The following is a 16,803-nucleotide window of genomic DNA, read 5'->3' as shown; positions in this document are numbered from 1 at the left end:
AAAAAGCGATCCAAAATCATTGACTTGCCGGAGCGACTGCGGTGAACTGACTGCACGAGCCGATCGTCGTCTCCGCGCACCGCCGCGAGACCCTCTGGCCGATTCCATTCTTCGAAGGAGATTTCCTTGTTCAATTTGACCGGACATATCGCATTGGTCAGTGGTGCCGGACAGAGCGTCGGTGAGGGGATCGCGAAAGTGCTGGCACGCCAGGGCGCTTCGGTGATCGTGAACGACCTGCACGCCGACCGGGCCGAGAAGGTCGCCGCGGCCATCGCCGAGGAGGGCAATCGCGGGATCGCCGCCGCCTTCGACGTCACCGACTTCGACGCGACCGCGGAGGCCGTGCGGGTGGCCGAGGCCGAACTCGGCGGGCACGTCGACATCCTCGTGAACAACGCCGGTGTGGCCGAGGGGCGGGTCATCAAGCCCTTCCGTGACCTCGCCCCGGAGGAGTGGCGCGCGCCGATCGACCTCAACATCTTCGGCGCCATGAACTGCATCAAAGTCGTCCTGGACGGGATGTGCGACAACGGTTGGGGACGCATCGTGCAGATCTCCTCCGGCTCGGCACGCACCGGCCAGAACATCAACCAGACGATGTACGCCACGGGCAAGAGCGGGATCGAGGGATTCATCCGGCACCTGGCAGCCGAGACCGGCCAGTACGGGGTCACCGCGAACATCGTGGCACTGGGCCATCAGAAGAATCTCGAGGACAAGATGCCTCCGGAGATGATCGAACGAATCCTCACCCAGATCCCGATCGGGAGGCTGGGGGATCCCATCGAGGTCGGTGCCTTCTGCGCGTACCTCGCCTCGCACGAGGCCGGCGGGATGACCGGCCAGACGCTCGATTTCAACGGCGGGTCCCAAACCCGATGAACGCGGGACCAGCGGCCCCGAACGAGACGGGGGTCGTCTTGTCGCTCGCCGCGGTTCGGGTGTCCGACCTGCGCGGATCGACCGATTTCTACGCTCGCGGGTTGGGATTCGTCGTCGAGCGTGAATTCGCCACTCCGGCATTCGATGCGGTCATCTTGCGCGCCGGCACGGCGGGGATCGAGCTGATCCGCCCGAAAGGTGCCGCGGGGGAGGAGAATCCCGATCACGGGAACATGTTCGACAAGCTGGTCCTGAACGTCGCCGACGCGGCGGCCACCCTGCGACGCGGGGTCGACTGCGGCGGGACCGAAGTGTCCCCGGTGGTCGAGCACGCCTCCTACGGGATGGCGATCGGGGTCCTCGCCGACCCCGACGGCCACCGCCTGGAGCTGGTCTCCCGGAACGGTTCCCTCTGAGCGGGAGACCCCCACGTGGGTTGCGGCCGCCGCGACTAGCGTCTCGTCGTGTGGCGCCGATCGATGCGCGATCGGCGATGATTCCGAGCAGGGGTGTGGCGCCTGATGGCCGTGGATGATCAGCAGTGGGACAGCAGTTACGACGTCGTCGTGATCGGCTCGGGTGGCGCCGCGCTCGCCGGTGCGCTTGCCGCGGTGAAGCGCGGGCTGTCGGTGTGCGTGGTGGAGAAGAGCTCGTACTTCGGCGGGACGTCGGCATATTCCGGTGGGAGCGTGTGGCTTCCGGGCAACCATGTGCTGGAACGGCAGGGTGTCGACGACTCCGTCGAGAACGGGTTGACCTACTTCCGGTCACTTGTGGGCGACCGCACCTCCGAGGCTCTGCAGCGGACGTTCCTGGAGACCGGCCCGGAGGTGGCGCGGTTCCTGGAGGACGAGGCCGGGATCCCCCTGGAGCACCGCCCTTTCCCGGATTACTACGCTGCCCCCGGTCGCAAGGACTTCGGCCGGAGCATCTTCGCCGCCTCCATCTCGGCCGGCGAGCTGGGCAACCGCCTGCGGGACATCCGACCGCCGGTCCCCGCCGATCAGTTCGGCATGGAGGTCGACCGCTCGGAACTCGACGGTGGTCAGGCCTGGATAGCCCGGATGGTGCTGGCGCTCGACGAGTCGGGCCGTGCCGACCTGCATCTCGGCACGGCGGCGGAGCGTCTGATCGTCGACGACGCGGGGGACGTCATCGGGCTCGAGGTCAGCGCCGGCGCACACAGACGGACGATCCGGGCCCGGGCCGGGATCATCGTTGCCGCAGGTGGTTACGAGCGCAACGCCGAACTGCGGCGCGTTCACCAGCAGATGCCGACCGCGGACTGGTCGGCGTCGCATCCGGACACCGGCAGCGGTGACGCGTTGCGGATGCTCTCGGAGGTGGGGGCGCAGGTGGACCTGCTCGACCAGTCCTGGTGGTGTCCCGCCACCCTGTTCCCGAATGGCCGCGCCGCGTTCACCCTCGGGGTCCGGGCGGGGATCATCGTCGATTCGGCGGGGCAGCGGTTCGCCAATGAGATGTTGCCCTACGACCAGATGGGCCGGGCGATGTTGCAGCGGATGCGCGACGGGGCCGGCGAGGTGTTCTGGTTCGTCTTCGACAACCGGTTCGGCGACGAACTCCCGGCGATCTGTGTGCCCGCGCCGGAGCGCGCCGCGATGACCGCGGCGGGCCTGTGGCACACCGCCTCGACCGTGGGAGAGCTCGCGGCGGCCACCGGCCTCGACGTCGAGAAGCTCACGGCGACAATCGATCGGTACAACGGTTTCGCCGCAGCGGGCCGGGACGAGGATTTCGCGCGCGGAGAAGATCCCTACGGCCGGTTCTTCGTCGGAGCGCAGGACGCCGCACAGTGCCTGCCGTCCCTCGACGGTTCGCGATTCCACGCGGTCCGCCTGGTGCTGGGTGACCTCGGCACGAAAGGTGGTGCGGTCATCTCCACCGAGGGCGCGGTGTGTCGAGCAGACGGCAGCGTGATCCGTGGTCTGTACGCGGCGGGGAACTCCTCGGCCTCGGTCTCGGGTGAGGTATATCCGGGGCCCGGTACGCCACTCGGATCGGGGATGGTGTTCGCCTACCGTGCCGTCGCCGACATGGCGGCCCATCTGGCCGGCGCCCCGGGTACCACCACGTAGAGGGTCCTCAGTGGTCGGTGAGATCTGCTGCGACGCAACGTTCCCAGATCTCGCCGGCCACGATACGGGCCGGCCCCATGAGCTTTCGGAGATCGACCGCGCCCACCGGAGCGCAGACCGAGAGGCCGGCGAGATTGCCGTAGATGTGATCGTGCGGTCCGATCGAGACGCCCACGCAGGCGACGCCGGGGAAGGCCTCACCGCGGTCGAAAGCTGCACCGCGGTCCCGGATCTGGGCCAGCTCGGCGTCGAACTGGGCGGGGCTCGTGATCGACAGGGCGGTCTGCTTGACGAGCGTGCCGTCGTCGAGCTTGTGCAGACCCCGAGGAGATTGCCGCGGGGCCACCTCCGCGTACGCGATGATGACCTTGCCGAGGGCGGTCAGATGGGCGGGAACCCGCTGGCCCACCGCGGTGGGTGTCGGGCCGCTGAGCCGCCCGTTCACCTTCGCGAGGTAGACGGTGTCACCGCCGTCGACGACGCCCAACTGGATCGTGTAACCCGTCCGCTGGGCGAATGCGTGCATCACCGGCCGTGCGGCTCGGAGCAGACGATTCTGGTTGAGCGCGGCCTGGCCCATCTCGTAGGCCTTCACCCCGAGCTCGTAGGTCTGTTCCGGTGACCGGGCCAGCCAGCCGGCACTGGCGAGCTGCTCGAGCAGCCGATGCACGGAGGATCGGGGTAGTTTGGTGCGCGCAGTGACCTGCGCCAGTGTCATCGGGGCCGATCCGTTGAACGCCTCGAGTACCGCCGAGATCCGATCCACGACCGAGATGGGTCCGTCGCTCGTCTGTGTCGTCCTCACCGCTCCTCCTCCGTGATGCCCGTCACAGTACCCCGCATGTTGTGGCTCTCACCACGGGGTGCTGGGTCCGGTTGCCCATCTTCGCCCCGGCGGACGGCCTCCGCCGACGGGCTTCCCGTCCAGCGGAACGACCGCCGGAATCGGGGGCGCCGATTCGTATGATTCCCGTCTGTTCGGCGCTTCGAGTGGCCTGGGTCACTCGATCGGACGTCGAAACGGTACATGACACATCGGATGGGTGGGCACCATGATCTGGGACAGGATTGACGGTCGGAACGATCGGCCCGGCCGGATGGTCAGGGTCGTCGGTGTCGTCGACGAGACGCACGACACCAGGTCGTTGCTGGTCGAACCCGCACCCGAGGACACCGCGGCGTTCGGCTACTCCGCGGGCCAGTTCTTGACCATCCGGGTGCCCGACCAGGGGCGAGGGGGAGCGCGATGCTATTCGCTCGCGAGTTCGCCGCACGTGGACACGACCCTCAAGGTCACGGTCAAACGCGTGGACGGCGGTCACGGCTCCAACTGGGTCTGCGACACGATCGCGTCGGGGGATGAACTCGAGGTTCTCCCGCCGGCGGGTACGTTCGGCCCCAAGTCGCTCGACGAGTCCGTCGTGCTCATCGCCGGAGGGAGCGGCATCACCCCGGTGATCTCGATCGCGAAGTCGATCCTCGTCGCGGGTTCCGGAGACGTCGCGCTGATCTACGCCAACCGCGACGAGCGGTCGGTGGTCTTCGCCGAGGAGCTGCGTGAACTGGCAGATCGCCACGGCACCCGGTTCAGCGTCGTCCACCTGCTCGACTCCGTCCAGGGGCGGCCGACCGGTGCGGGCCTGTCCGCTCTGCTGCAGCCATACCTCGACCGGCAGGTCTACGTGTGTGGACCGCCGCCGCTGATGGACCTCGTCGCCTCTGTGTGTGAGGCCCTGGGTGTCGAGCGTGGTCGGGTTCATGCGGAGCGGTTCGTCTCGTTGCAGGGCAACCCCTTCGACGCCGTCGGCCCCGTCGGGGAGGAGGCGCCCGAGGACGACGACGATCCGGGTTGTTCGGTCGAGGTCCACCTCGACGGCGAGTCGCACGTGGTGCCCTGGAGGGGCCGGAAGAAGCTACTCGACGCGCTGCTGGAAGCAGGTCTCGACGCGCCGTTCTCCTGCCGGGAAGGGGCGTGCAGCGCATGCGTCTGCAGTCTCACCGCGGGCGAGGTTCGATTGGCGCACAACGAGATCCTGTCCGACGACGAGATCGCCGAGGGGTACATCCTGGCCTGTCAGGCCGAGCCGGTGGGCGAGAAGATCACGATCGAGTACTGAACTCGCGGTGGTGCCGAAAAGCCCTCCCACTCGATGGGAGACCCACGTCACACCGACCGCCCTGCTTGCCAAGCTGAGGACACCGCGACGAGTGGCACGGTCGCGATCATCCGATCAGGAGGCGTTGTGAGTACGACCATCGAACCGAGCGGCGAAGTCAGGGACATCGACACCGGTGCGCCGCCACAGCGTTACGCCCGGGGATGGCACTGCCTCGGACTGGTTCGCGATTTCGCCGACGGAGCTCCGCACCAGGTGGCCGCTTTCGGTACCGAACTCGTGGTCTTCGCCGGCGAGGACGGCACGCTGAACGTGCTCGACGCCTTCTGCCGGCACATGGGCGGCAACCTGGCGCTCGGAACCGTCAAGGGCAACACGATCGCCTGCCCCTTCCACGACTGGCGTTGGCGCGGCGACGGCAAGTGCGCGGGTATCCCGTACGCGAAAAGGGTTCCGCCCATTGCGCGAACACGGGCCTGGACGTCCACGGTGGTGAGTGGCCAGCTGTTCGTCTGGCACGACCCGCAGGGATCGGTTCCGCCCCCCGAGCTCGCCATCCCGGAGATCCCGACCTACGGCGACGAGGGCTGGACCGACTGGGTGTGGAACTCGATCGACGTGACCGGATCGCACTGCCGCGAGATCGTCGACAACGTCGTCGACATGGCGCACTTCTTCTACGTGCACTACGGCATGCCGACCTACTTCAAGAACGTCTTCGAGGGGCACATCGCCAGTCAGGTCATGCGGTCGCGACCCCGCGCGGATGCGGCCGGGGTGAGCCAGAGCACCAACTACAGCACCGAGAGCCAGTCCGACGCATCGTATTTCGGACCCTCGTACATGATCGACAAGCTCTGGAGCGGCGGCCGTGATCACGACGGCGACCCGAACATCTACCTGGTCAACTGCCACTATCCGATCTCGCCGACATCGTTCCGGCTGCAGTACGGCGTGCTCGTCGAGAAGCCCGCGGGGATGGCCGACGAGCAGGCGAACCAGATCGCACAGGCCGTGGCCAAGGGAGTCGCCATCGGCTTCGAACAGGACGTGCAGATCTGGAAGAACAAGTCGCGCATCGACAATCCCCTGCTGTGCGAGGAAGACGGGCCTGTCTACCAGCTCCGGCGCTGGTACGAGCAGTTCTACGTCGACGTCGAGGACATCGCGCCGGAGATGGTCAACCGGTTCGAGTACCAGATCGACACCGAACGCGCCCTGAAGAGTTGGCAGGCCGAGGTCGACGAGAACCTCGCCGCCGGCCGAAGCGCTCTGGCGCAGAACCCGGCCTCGACACCGAACCGCGAGGCCGCCGGCCAATCCGTGTCCTGACCCCCATCGACAACACCGAGTGCCGCCGGCGCTCACTTCTGAGGAGAACACCTATGAGCCACGAAGTGCTCGACAAGGTCATGGACATGGCCGACGAACTGCGCGCGGGTGCGGAGGCGTCCGAGAAGCTCGGACGCCTGTCCGACGATGTCGCGAAGGGACTCAAGCAGTCCGGCATCATCCGACTGCTCCAGCGCAAGACCTATGACGGGTATGAGGCGCACCCGAGGGAGTTCGCCGAAACCGTGATGGGGACGGCGGGAATCTACGGATCGGCCGGCTGGATCGGCGGGATCGTCGGCGTCCACCCGTGGCAGCTGGCCTTCGCCGACCCCCGGGTCCAGGACGAAGTGCTCGGCGGCGATTCGGACACCTGGCAGGCGTCGCCCTACATGCCCGGTGGTGTCGCGACACCCGTCGAGGGCGGTTACCGGATGACGGGGCGGTGGCAGTTCTCCTCCGGCACCGACCATTGCGACTGGATCTTCCTCGGCGCCTTCACCGGTGACTCGGACGGCAAACCGCTGATGCCGCCGGTCGGACTGCATGTCATCCTGCCGCGGTCGGACTACCAGATCGTCGAGGACTCCTGGGATGTGGTGGGGCTCCGGGGAACCGGCAGCAAGGACATCATCGTCGAGGACGCCTTCATCCCGGCACATCGCGTGATGCGCTCCGGTGACGTCATCGACGGCACCGCGGCGAAGGAGTACGGCGTCACCGAGACGCTGTACAAGATGCCGTGGTCGACGATGTTCCCGCTGGGGATCACCTCGGCGACGATCGGTATCTGCGAAGGAGTGCTGGCAGCGGGGATCGCCTATCAGCGCGATCGGGTGGCCGCCACGGGTGGCGCGATCAAGGACGACCCCTATGTCCTGCACGCCCTCGGTGAGGCCGCTGCCGAGATCGACGCCGCACGGCAACAGCTCTTGGGCAACGTCGACCGCATCTACGACCTCGTGGACGCCGGCACCGAGATCGACTTCGAGATGCGGGCCGCCTCGCGGCGCAACCAGATCCGCGCCGCCTGGCGCGCAGTCCGCGCGGCCGACGAGATCTTCGATCGGTCCGGCGGCAACGCGCTGCGGATGGACAATCCATTGCAGCGGTTCTGGCGGGACGCGCACGCCGGACTGCACCACGCGATCCATGTCACCAGCACCACCTATCACGCCGCCGCGCTGGCATCCCTGGGTGTCGAGGTCCCCGCAGGTCCCCTGCGGGTGATGATCTGAGCCGGGGGATCACGACGATGGGTCTGATCGCAGCGCTCGGCTACGTACGGGTGATGGCCACCGACATCGATCGGTGGCGCGAGTTGGGTTTCGAGGTACTCGGATTCGCGCCGGGGACCGGACCCGAAAAGGATGCGCTCCACTTCCGGATGGACGAGCGCGCAGCTCGGATCACCGTGGAACGCGGCAATGCCGACCGGGTCACGGCAGTCGGCTGGGAGGTGCGCGACCACCTCGCACTCGCCGAACTCCGGCAAGTGCTCGACGAGGCCGGCACCCCGTACTCGGAGATGGACCAGGACCTGTGTGACCACCGCCGGATCGAGGGCGGCATCAGCCTGAAGGATCCCGGCGGAACGCCGCTCGAGATCTTCCACGGCCCGGTGCTCGACCACAGCCCGGTTCTCACCAGGTACGGACAGAAGTTCGTCACCGGCCCCCAGGGGCTCGGGCACGTCGTGATGCCGACGACCAACTTCGACGAATCCTACGTGTTCTACACGGCGACACTGGGATTCCTGCCGCGCGGGGCGTTCCGGATGCCCACGCCACCCGGGATGCCGCCGTCGAGGATCCGCTTCCTCGGGATCAACCAGCGGCACCACAGTCTCGCCATCATGCCGGCGCTCGAAGGGCGTGATCCCGGACTCATCCACGTGATGGTCGAGGTCGACGAGCTCGACGCCGTCGGCCGGGCCTACGACCAGGTCATGGCCCGCGACTTCCCGGTCTCCTCGACCCTCGGCAGGCACACCAACGACAAGATGGTCTCGTTCTACGTCCGGGTACCGGGCGGTTGGGACATCGAGTACGGCACCGGCGGGGTGCTGGTCGACGAAACGCACTACACCGCAGAAGAAATCACCGCCGACAGTTATTGGGGCCACGAGTGGATGTGGGCCCGGCAGGCCAAGGAGTCAGCATCGTGACCATCTCAGACACGCAGGGCGCGCGGACGACCGATCACGACGTGATCGTCATCGGCGCGGGCATCTCCGGCCTCTACGCCGTCCACAAGCTCCGCGGCGACGGCCTTGACGTGCACGGTTTCGAGTCCGCCGCGGACGTCGGCGGAACCTGGTACCACAATCGGTACCCCGGGGCGCGGTGCGATGTGGAGAGCATCGACTACTCGTACTCGTTCGACGAAGACCTGCAACAGGAATGGACCTGGACCGAGCGTTTCGCGACGCAGGCGGAGATCCTCGCCTACCTGCGTCATGTCGCGGACCGGTTCGACCTCAGATCTGCCTTCGACTTCCTCACGCGGGTCACCGCGGCCACCTACGACGAGGAACTCGCGCAGTGGGCGGTGAGCACCGACACCGGCTCCACCGTGACCGCGCGGTTCCTGATCATGGCGACCGGTGTGCTCTCCGCGACCAACAAACCCGACATCCCCGGCCGTGATCTGTTCGCCGGCGAGACCTACCACACCGGCGAATGGCCGCATCACGACGTCGATTTCGCCGGCAAGCGTGTGGGTGTCATCGGTACCGGGTCGTCGGGAATCCAGTCGATCCCGGTGATCGCCGAGATCGCCGAACACCTCGTGGTGTTCCAGCGCAGTCCCAACTACTCCATCCCCGCGGGTAACCGGCCGCTCTCCGAGGAGGTCATCGCCGAGGTCAAGGCCAATTACGCCGAACGCCGCCGGCTCTCCCGGATGAGCGGGGGAGGGACCCCGAACGCGCCGTACCCCAAGGGTGCACTCGAGGTGGACGAGGCGGAACGTACCCGCGTCTACGACGAGTGGTGGCAACGCGGTGGCTACCTGTTCGCCAAGGCGTTCCCCGACCAGACCACCAACCTCGCGGCCAACGACACCGCGCGTGAATACGTCGAGGCGCGCATCCGGGAGATCGTCCGGGACCCGGCCGTCGCCGACATCCTGATCCCGACGGATCACCCGATCGGCACCAAGCGGATCGTCACCGACAGCGGTTATTTCGAGACCTTCAACCGCAGCAACGTGACCCTGGTCAACCTGCGCGAGACCCCGATCGAGGAGATCACCCGGACCGGGGTCCGGACCTCGGGGGAGAACTTCGACCTCGACATGCTGATCTTCGCGACCGGGTTCGACGCGATGACCGGATCGTTGTCCCGCATCGGCATCCGCGGACGTGGCGAACGCACTCTCACCGAGGAGTGGGCCGCGGGGCCCCGCACCTACCTCGGCCTGGCGGTGCACGGCTTCCCCAACATGTTCATCCTCACCGGACCGGGGAGCCCGAGTGTCCTGGCCAACATGGTTCTCGGTGCCGAACAGCATGTGGACTGGGTCGCCGATGCCATCCGTCATCTCGACGAACACAATTCGGCGGCCATCGAGGCGGAGAGCGACGCGGTCGACAGCTGGGTCGCCGAGTGCTCGGCCAAGGCGGCCGGCACCCTCTTCCCCTCGGCGAACTCGTGGTACATGGGCGCCAACATCGAGGGCAAACCCCGGGTCTTCATGCCGTACATCGGCGGGTTCGGGAACTACGCGAACGTGTGCGCCGAGGTGGCCGAGGCCGGTTACAAGGGCTTCGAGATCTCCTGACCCGATGACGCGATCCCACACCATCCAGACGGATGGAAACCGACGGATAGGACACCGACATGAGCCGTCGTAGCGACCTGCATCCCGACGTCGAAGCGATGCTGACCGCCCTCGAGGCGGGATTCCCCGACGTCACCGAACACGATCCCCGCGAGCTGCGGGACATCATCGTGTCTCGGCGTGCTCCGCTCACCCGGCAGCCGGACATGGCGATCGCCCGCGATCTCACGATCGACGGACCGGGCGGCGACCTGGCGCTGCGGGTGTTCGTGCCGCACCGCGATTCCGACGACGGAAACAGGAGCGGAGGTCTGCCGGTCGTCGTGTTCGCACACGGCGGCGGGTTCGTCTTCTGCGACCTGGACAGCCACGACGAGTTCTGTCGATCGATGGCGGCGGAAGTGGGTGCGGTCGTGGTGGCGGTCGACTATCGTCTCGCGCCCGAACACCGGGCCCCGGCGGCGATGGAGGATGTCTATCGGGCACTGTGCTGGACGTCGGAGAACATCTCCGGGTTCGGTGGGGATCCGCATCGCATCGCACTGGCCGGCGACAGCGCGGGCGGAAACCTGGCCGCCACGACCAGTCTGGCCGCCCGCGACCGCAACGGGCCGAAGGTGTGCGCCCAGGTCCTGCTGTACCCGGTGATCGACGACGACTTCGACACCGCGTCGTACCGCGACTACGGAGTCGGGTACTACAACACGACCAAGGCCATGCGGTGGTACTGGGAGCAGTACGCACCCCAGGGGCGGCACAGCGCCCTGGTGATCCCCACCGACGCAGACACATTGGCCGGTCTGCCCCCGGCGGTGGTGGCCACCGCCGAACTCGATCCGCCGTGTTCGGCCGGTGAGGAGTACGCCCGATTGCTCGCGGCCGCCGGCGTCCCGGTGATCGCTCACCGATTCGACGGACTCTTCCACGGCTTCCTCACCTTTCCGCAGCTCTCGCTCACGCCACCCGCGCGCGAGAAGGTCTGGCAGATGATCCGCGACATCCTCGCGGCGACTCCTGCGGACGAAAATCAGAGGAGCGCAACATGACACCACAGCAGGGGACACAGCAGCTGAGCGGCAAGGTCGCGCTGGTGACGGGCAGCAGCCGCGGGATCGGGCGCGGCATCGCCCGGCGACTCGCGAGCGCCGGGGCCACCGTCGTGGTCACCGCGCGATCCTCTACGCCGTCGCCGTCGATCCGCAACGGCGAGAAGCTGCTCATCTCCGGAACCCTCGACGAGACCGTGCACCTGATCGAGGAGGCCGGTGGAACCGCCCACGCGATCACCGCCGATCTCGAGGATCCAGAACAGCGCGACCGCCTCGTCGACGGCGTGGTCGAGGCCGCCGGCGGTATCGACATCCTGGTCAACAACGCCGGCTTTGCCGACTACTCGTCCGTCGAGGACATGAGCGTGGCAACCTTCGACCGGACGATCGAGCACTACCTCAAGGTGCCGTTCCTCCTGTCCCAGAGGGCGATCCCGCACATGCGGCGCAACGGTGCGGGTTGGATCGTGAACATCGGCTCCTCGACCGGGCTGAGCCCCATCCGGCCGTTCCGCGAGTACAACAAGACCTCCGGCGACGTGATCTACGCATCGGCCAAGGCGGCGCAGCACCGGTTCACCCAGGGCCTCGCGGCCGAGTTGCTCGACGACAACATCGCGGTCAACGCGGTCGGACCGTCGACGGCGATCATGACCCCCGGCGCCGAGGCACTGCTGCCGGACGGCTACGAGACCGAGCCGGTGGACTATCTCGCACAGACCGTCCTGGAGATGTGCACGCTCCCGGCCGCCGAGCGCACGGGCCTCGTCGCCTTCAGCCTCCACTATCCGTGGGCCACCGGGACACCGGTGTTCTCGGTGGACGGCCGCACCCAGCTCCCGCCACTCGAACCGCCGGCCTGGGCCAACCCCCACATAATGCCGGCCGGCGTGTGAACGCCGAACAGACGTGACGGGGACACGACCAGAATCGAGCGAGACAGGAATCATGACCAACGAAGCAGCACAGCGGTTTTCGTCGGGGACCGCAGTGGTCACCGGTGCCGCGGCCGGAATCGGTGAGGGATTCGCCCGTCACCTCGGTCTCCTCGGGATGCACGTGGTGGTGGCCGACATCGACCGCGATCGGGCCGCGGCCGTCGTCGACGACATCGCCGCGGCCGGCGGTCGGGCGAGCGCCTACGCCGTCGACGTCGGCGACCCCAGCAGGGTCGAGGAGTTCGCGGCCGCGGTGTTCGAGGGCCACGGCAGTGTGGAACTGCTGATCAACAACGCCGGGATCGAATCGGCCGGGTTGATCTGGGAGATCGACGACGCCCGGTGGCGACGGCTCATGCAGATCAACGTCGACGGTGTCTTCTACTGCATCAAGTCGTTCGTGCCGCGGATGATCGCCGCCGGGACCCCGTCGTGCATCGCCAACCTCTCCTCGGTCGGCGGTTTGAATACCGTTGCGGTGCAGGCCCCGTACATCGTCAGCAAGCATGCCGTGCTGGCGATGACCGAGTGCCTCCACCAGGACCTGTCCATCGTCGGCGCACCGATCCAGGTGAGTGCGGTGATACCGCACTCGATCCGCAGCGACATCTTCCGGTCGGCACTGCGCGAGGCCCCGACCGACAATCCCACGGCCAACGCGGTGTTCGCCGCGATGCAGCGCGACAACGTCGAACGCGGACTCGACCCTCTCGACGCCGCCGCCCACATGCTCGATCAGATCGCGGCCGGTGAGTTCTGGATCCACTCCGACGACGAGATGTGCACGGCCGCAGCGCATCGGCGGGGCCGGCAACTGCTGGACCTCGCCCCGCCCGCCGACCCACGAGACATGCTCACCCGCATGGGTGTGCCAGTACCGGAAGGTGCATGATGACCAACGCAGTATCTGCGACCACCCACTCAGCGACGACCAACGCCGGCGCCGCCGATTCGGCATCCGTCGACGAGGCAGCCCTGCGAGCCGCGATCGCGAACTGTGATCCGGCGCCCCTGCTGATGTCACTGATCCACGTGACGGGCGATCTGGGTCTGCTCGAGGAATTCGGGCCCAGGCTCGAGATCTCCGTACCGGGAACGCATTACCAGACGGCGAACAGCAACACCCTGCCTGCCGGCGTGTACCCCGCGGACGTCGTCGCCGACATCCGTGAACGCGCCGTCGAACTCCTCGTCGGTTCCGACCTGACCGCTGCCATGGGGGTGCCGCCGGCCGAGGTCTTCGCCGACATGGCTCGGGTGGCGACCTCTCAGGTGGTCGACGACGAGTTCGTCCCTCTCCTCCTGGAGCAGGCCGGATTCGTCAGCGACCGGCGGAACGTCCCGGTGACGGTGGCTCCTCCCGCCGACTTCGACGTCATCGTCATCGGCGCCGGGATCACGGGTATCAACGCTGCCATCAAGCTGGGGGAGGCCGGGTTCTCCTACACGGTGTTCGAGGCGAACAGCGACATCGGCGGGACCTGGCACCGCAACCTCTACCCCGGTGCAGCGGTCGACACGCCGAGTCACTACTACTCCTACTCTTTCGAACTCAACCCCGAGTGGACCCGGTACTACCCGACCGGACCCGAATACCAGCGGTACCTGCTGTCCGTGGTGGACAAATACGGCCTCCGCGAACACATCCGGCTGAACACCGAGGTGGTGTCCGCCACCTGGTCCGAGGGTGACCAGCGGTGGCAGGTCGTCATCCGCGATGCCGCGGGCAAGACCTCGACGCGTTCGGCGCGTGCGGTGGTGAGTGCACTCGGCATGCTGAACGCACCCAACATTCCCGACGTCCCGGGCCTCGACTCCTTCGCCGGGACGGTCGTGCACACCGCGCAATGGGATCCGGCGCTGGATCTGACCGGCAAGAAGGTGATCGTGCTCGGCACCGGGTGCACCTCGGTGCAGGTGGTGGCGAGCATCGTCGACCAGGTCGCCTCTCTCGACGTCGTCGCACGATCCCCGCACTGGATCGTCCCGGAACGCGCCGTGGTCAATGATGTTGCCGCAGAACAACGGTGGGCCCTCGCGCACCTACCCTTCTACCACGAGTGGTTCCGGTTGCGGTCCTACTGGTTCGCCTCGGACAATCTGTACCGCCTGCCGCGGGTGGATCCGGAATGGGCGGCGACGCACTTCTCGGCCTCGGCCGAGAACGACATGGTGCTCCGCAACGCGCAGAAGTATCTGCAGGACAACTTCGCCGACGATCCGGAACTCATGGCGAAGCTGACCCCTGACTTCCGGCCCTACGCCAAGCGGATCGTCAAGGACCCCGGTTTCTACGCGGCCCTCAAACGCGATCACGTCTCCCTGCATCGCGCGTCGTTCGCCGAGGTGACCGCCGACGGGGTGCGCACCACCGAGGGGGAGTTCCTCGAGGCCGACGTCATCATCCTGGCCACCGGGTTCAAACTGCAGTTCACCACCGCGATCGACATCGTCGGCCGCGACGGCAGGAGCCTGGCGCAGGTGTGGGACGGCGGCGAGGACCCGCGTGCGTACCTGGGCGTGCAGGTCTCGGGCTTCCCGAACCTGTTCGTCACCTCCGGCCCCAACTCCGCACCCAATCACGGTGCCGGGCACAACATCACGAGCGAAGAGCAGGTCCACTACATCGTCGAGTGCCTGCAGTACCTGATCGAGAACGATCACCAGTCCATGGATGTGCGACCCGAGGCGCTCGCGGAGTACAACGCGCGGGTGGACGAAGCGCTCGACGAGACGGTGTGGATGCATCCGGGAGGTCAGGTCAACAGCTACTACCGGAACAGTGCCGGCCGGGCCGTGGTGCCGTGCCCGTGGCGTCTCGTCGACTACTGGACGATGCTGCGCGAACCACACCCCGAGGACCTCACGTTCGTCACCGCCGACCGTAGCCCTGACGTCGAAGCGGTCCGGTCATGAACGCGACTGTGCCGCAGACCGATCAGACCGTGGACCTCCTGGTCGTCGGCTCGGGTACCGGACTGGCGGCCGCGCTGGCCGGCCACGAGCTCGGCCTGTCGACGCTGGTGGTGGAGAAGTCGGAGTACGTCGGTGGTTCGACGGCGCGCTCCGGCGGGGCGTTCTGGGTGCCGGGCAATCCGATCCTGCGCCGTGAGCAACCCGACGACGGCCCGGCGGCCGCGGCCGACTACGTACGCGCGGTGGTGGGTGACAGCGCTCCTGCCGAGAGGGGTGCGGCCTTCCTCGAACACGGTCCCGAGGCCATCGCGATGCTCGAGCGGACGACGCCGATGACGTTCATGTGGGCGCGCGGCTACTCCGACTACCACCCGGACGAACCGGGCGGATCCGCAGTCGGCCGCACCTGCGAATGCAAGCCCTTCGACGTCGCGACGCTCGGCCCCGAACAGGCACGTCTGCGACCGGGGTTGATGGAATCACCCCTGCCCATGCCCATCACCGGTGCCGACTACAAATGGCTGAACCTGTTGCGAAGCACGCCGAGTCGTTCGCTCCGCCGCATCGTGAGGGCATTGGGTATCGGGCTCGGAGGGCTCGTCGTCAAGCGTAGGTATGCCGCCGGCGGACAGGCGATCGCCGCCGGACTGTTCGCGGGGGCGCTGGCCGCGGACATCCCGATCTGGACCGACACCCCGATGGTGGATCTCGTCGTCGAAGACGGCCGTGTGGTGGGGGCCGTGGTGAACCGGGACGGCGTCGATGTCACCGTTCGCGCGCGCCGGGGCGTGGTGCTGGCGGCCGGCGGTTTCGATCACGACATGGAGATGCGGCACAAGTTCCAGTCGGAGTCGTTGTCGGCGAACAGCAGTCTGGGTTGCACGACGAACACCGGCGATGCGATCAAGATCGGTCAGGACCTGGGTGCGGGGGTGGCGTCGATGGAACAGGCGTGGTGGTTCCCCGCGGTCGCGGCCGTACCCGGCGGGTCGCCGTCGGTGCTCCTGGCCGAGCGGTCACTGCCGGGGTCGTTCATCGTCGATGCGTCCGGGCGCCGATTCATCAACGAGGCACTCGACTACATGACCTTCGGGCAGCGGGTACTCGCCCGGGAGCAGGCGGGCGACCCGGTCGGGACCATGTGGCTGGTCTTCGACCAGCGATACCGCAACAGCTACCTCATGGCGGGCAGCCTCTTTCCCGGGCAGCCGCTGCCCCGAGCCTGGTACGAGCACGGCATCGCGGTCCGCGCGGATGATCCGGGTGACCTGGCCATCCACATGGGTGTCGACGAGACCGCGTTCCGGAACACCTTCGACGCGTTCAACGCGGCGGCCGCCGTCGGCGTCGACCACCAGTTCGGACGCGGCACCAACGCCTACGAGCAGTACTACGGCGATCCGACCATCAGCCCGAATCCCACGCTCCGCGCGCTCGACGGTGGACTGTTCGCCGTACGACTGGAGTTGAGCGACCTCGGGACGTGCGGCGGTCTGCAGGCGGACGACCGGGCTCGCGTGCTGCGCGAGGACGGATCGGTGATCGACGGCCTCTACGCCACCGGCAACACCGCGGCGAATGCGTTCGGTGCGACCTACCCCGGCGCGGGCGCGACCATCGGACAGGGCCTCGTCTACGGGTACATCGCCGCACTGAGCGCGGCCGGCCGGCTCGCGAGGTGACA

Annotated in this window: 14 protein-coding genes; 13 read left to right on the top strand and 1 reads right to left on the bottom strand. The window is 67.4% G+C overall.

Features of this window, described 5'->3' with window-relative positions; genetic code table 11:
• Positions 1-126: 126 nt before the first annotated feature.
• The 3 genes from OK17_RS03040 to OK17_RS03030 all read left to right on the top strand — a co-directional run bounded on the left by OK17_RS03040 (position 127) and on the right by OK17_RS03030 (position 2,984).
• On the top strand, positions 127-885 hold the full coding sequence (locus OK17_RS03040) for an SDR family NAD(P)-dependent oxidoreductase (RefSeq protein WP_232716497.1): 759 nt from the start codon (positions 127-129) through the stop codon (positions 883-885).
• A complete protein-coding gene (locus tag OK17_RS03035; protein ID WP_232716498.1) occupies positions 882-1,301 on the top strand; it encodes a VOC family protein in 420 nt (139 codons plus the stop codon). Before OK17_RS03040 ends, OK17_RS03035 begins: the two co-directional genes overlap by 4 nt.
• A 105-nt stretch (positions 1,302-1,406) precedes the next feature.
• Positions 1,407-2,984: an FAD-dependent oxidoreductase gene (locus OK17_RS03030; protein ID WP_461416633.1), complete on the top strand. Its 1,578-nt coding sequence runs from the start codon at positions 1,407-1,409 to the stop codon at positions 2,982-2,984.
• A gap of 7 nt (positions 2,985-2,991) precedes the next feature.
• Here the strand turns inward: OK17_RS03030 and OK17_RS03025 are convergent, their stop codons facing one another.
• Positions 2,992-3,789 carry an IclR family transcriptional regulator gene (locus OK17_RS03025; protein WP_006865424.1) on the bottom strand — a complete coding sequence of 266 codons (798 nt, stop codon included), beginning with the start codon at positions 3,787-3,789 and terminating at the stop codon, positions 2,992-2,994.
• A 292-nt stretch (positions 3,790-4,081) separates the two neighbouring features.
• On the opposite strand from OK17_RS03025, the gene OK17_RS03020 reads away from it, so the two are divergent.
• The 10 genes from OK17_RS03020 to OK17_RS02975 all read left to right on the top strand — a co-directional run bounded on the left by OK17_RS03020 (position 4,082) and on the right by OK17_RS02975 (position 16,801).
• Positions 4,082-5,101 (top strand): 2Fe-2S iron-sulfur cluster-binding protein, encoded by a 1,020-nt coding sequence (locus OK17_RS03020; protein ID WP_461416632.1) that lies wholly within the window; start codon positions 4,082-4,084, stop codon positions 5,099-5,101.
• A 126-nt stretch (positions 5,102-5,227) separates the two neighbouring features.
• The gene (locus tag OK17_RS03015) at positions 5,228-6,433 is read left to right on the top strand and encodes a Rieske 2Fe-2S domain-containing protein (RefSeq protein WP_461416631.1); all 1,206 of its coding nucleotides are present in this window, start codon (positions 5,228-5,230) and stop codon (positions 6,431-6,433) included.
• 53 nt (positions 6,434-6,486) lie between these two features.
• Positions 6,487-7,671: an acyl-CoA dehydrogenase family protein gene (locus tag OK17_RS03010; protein WP_461416630.1), complete on the top strand. Its 1,185-nt coding sequence runs from the start codon at positions 6,487-6,489 to the stop codon at positions 7,669-7,671.
• A gap of 17 nt (positions 7,672-7,688) precedes the next feature.
• Entirely contained in the window at positions 7,689-8,600 is a 912-nt protein-coding gene (locus tag OK17_RS03005) for a VOC family protein (protein ID WP_461416629.1), read from the top strand.
• Positions 8,597-10,216 carry a flavin-containing monooxygenase gene (locus tag OK17_RS03000; protein ID WP_232716511.1) on the top strand — a complete coding sequence of 540 codons (1,620 nt, stop codon included), beginning with the start codon at positions 8,597-8,599 and terminating at the stop codon, positions 10,214-10,216. The genes OK17_RS03005 and OK17_RS03000 overlap by 4 nt, the downstream gene beginning before the upstream one ends.
• A gap of 59 nt (positions 10,217-10,275) precedes the next feature.
• Positions 10,276-11,262: an alpha/beta hydrolase gene (locus OK17_RS02995; protein ID WP_461416628.1), complete on the top strand. Its 987-nt coding sequence runs from the start codon at positions 10,276-10,278 to the stop codon at positions 11,260-11,262.
• Positions 11,259-12,161: an SDR family NAD(P)-dependent oxidoreductase gene (locus OK17_RS02990; RefSeq protein WP_232716515.1), complete on the top strand. Its 903-nt coding sequence runs from the start codon at positions 11,259-11,261 to the stop codon at positions 12,159-12,161. Before OK17_RS02995 ends, OK17_RS02990 begins: the two co-directional genes overlap by 4 nt.
• 52 nt (positions 12,162-12,213) lie before the next feature.
• Positions 12,214-13,095 (top strand): SDR family NAD(P)-dependent oxidoreductase, encoded by an 882-nt coding sequence (locus OK17_RS02985; RefSeq protein WP_461416627.1) that lies wholly within the window; start codon positions 12,214-12,216, stop codon positions 13,093-13,095.
• Positions 13,095-15,119: a flavin-containing monooxygenase gene (locus OK17_RS02980; RefSeq protein ID WP_461416639.1), complete on the top strand. Its 2,025-nt coding sequence runs from the start codon at positions 13,095-13,097 to the stop codon at positions 15,117-15,119. The genes OK17_RS02985 and OK17_RS02980 overlap by 1 nt, the downstream gene beginning before the upstream one ends.
• Positions 15,116-16,801 carry a 3-ketosteroid-delta-1-dehydrogenase gene (locus tag OK17_RS02975; protein ID WP_232716520.1) on the top strand — a complete coding sequence of 562 codons (1,686 nt, stop codon included), beginning with the start codon at positions 15,116-15,118 and terminating at the stop codon, positions 16,799-16,801. Before OK17_RS02980 ends, OK17_RS02975 begins: the two co-directional genes overlap by 4 nt.
• The last annotated feature ends 2 nt before the right edge of the window (positions 16,802-16,803 follow it).

It is taken from the genome of Gordonia sp. GN26 (assembly GCF_054823965.1).
This window is presented reverse-complemented; position numbering and strand designations above follow the sequence as displayed.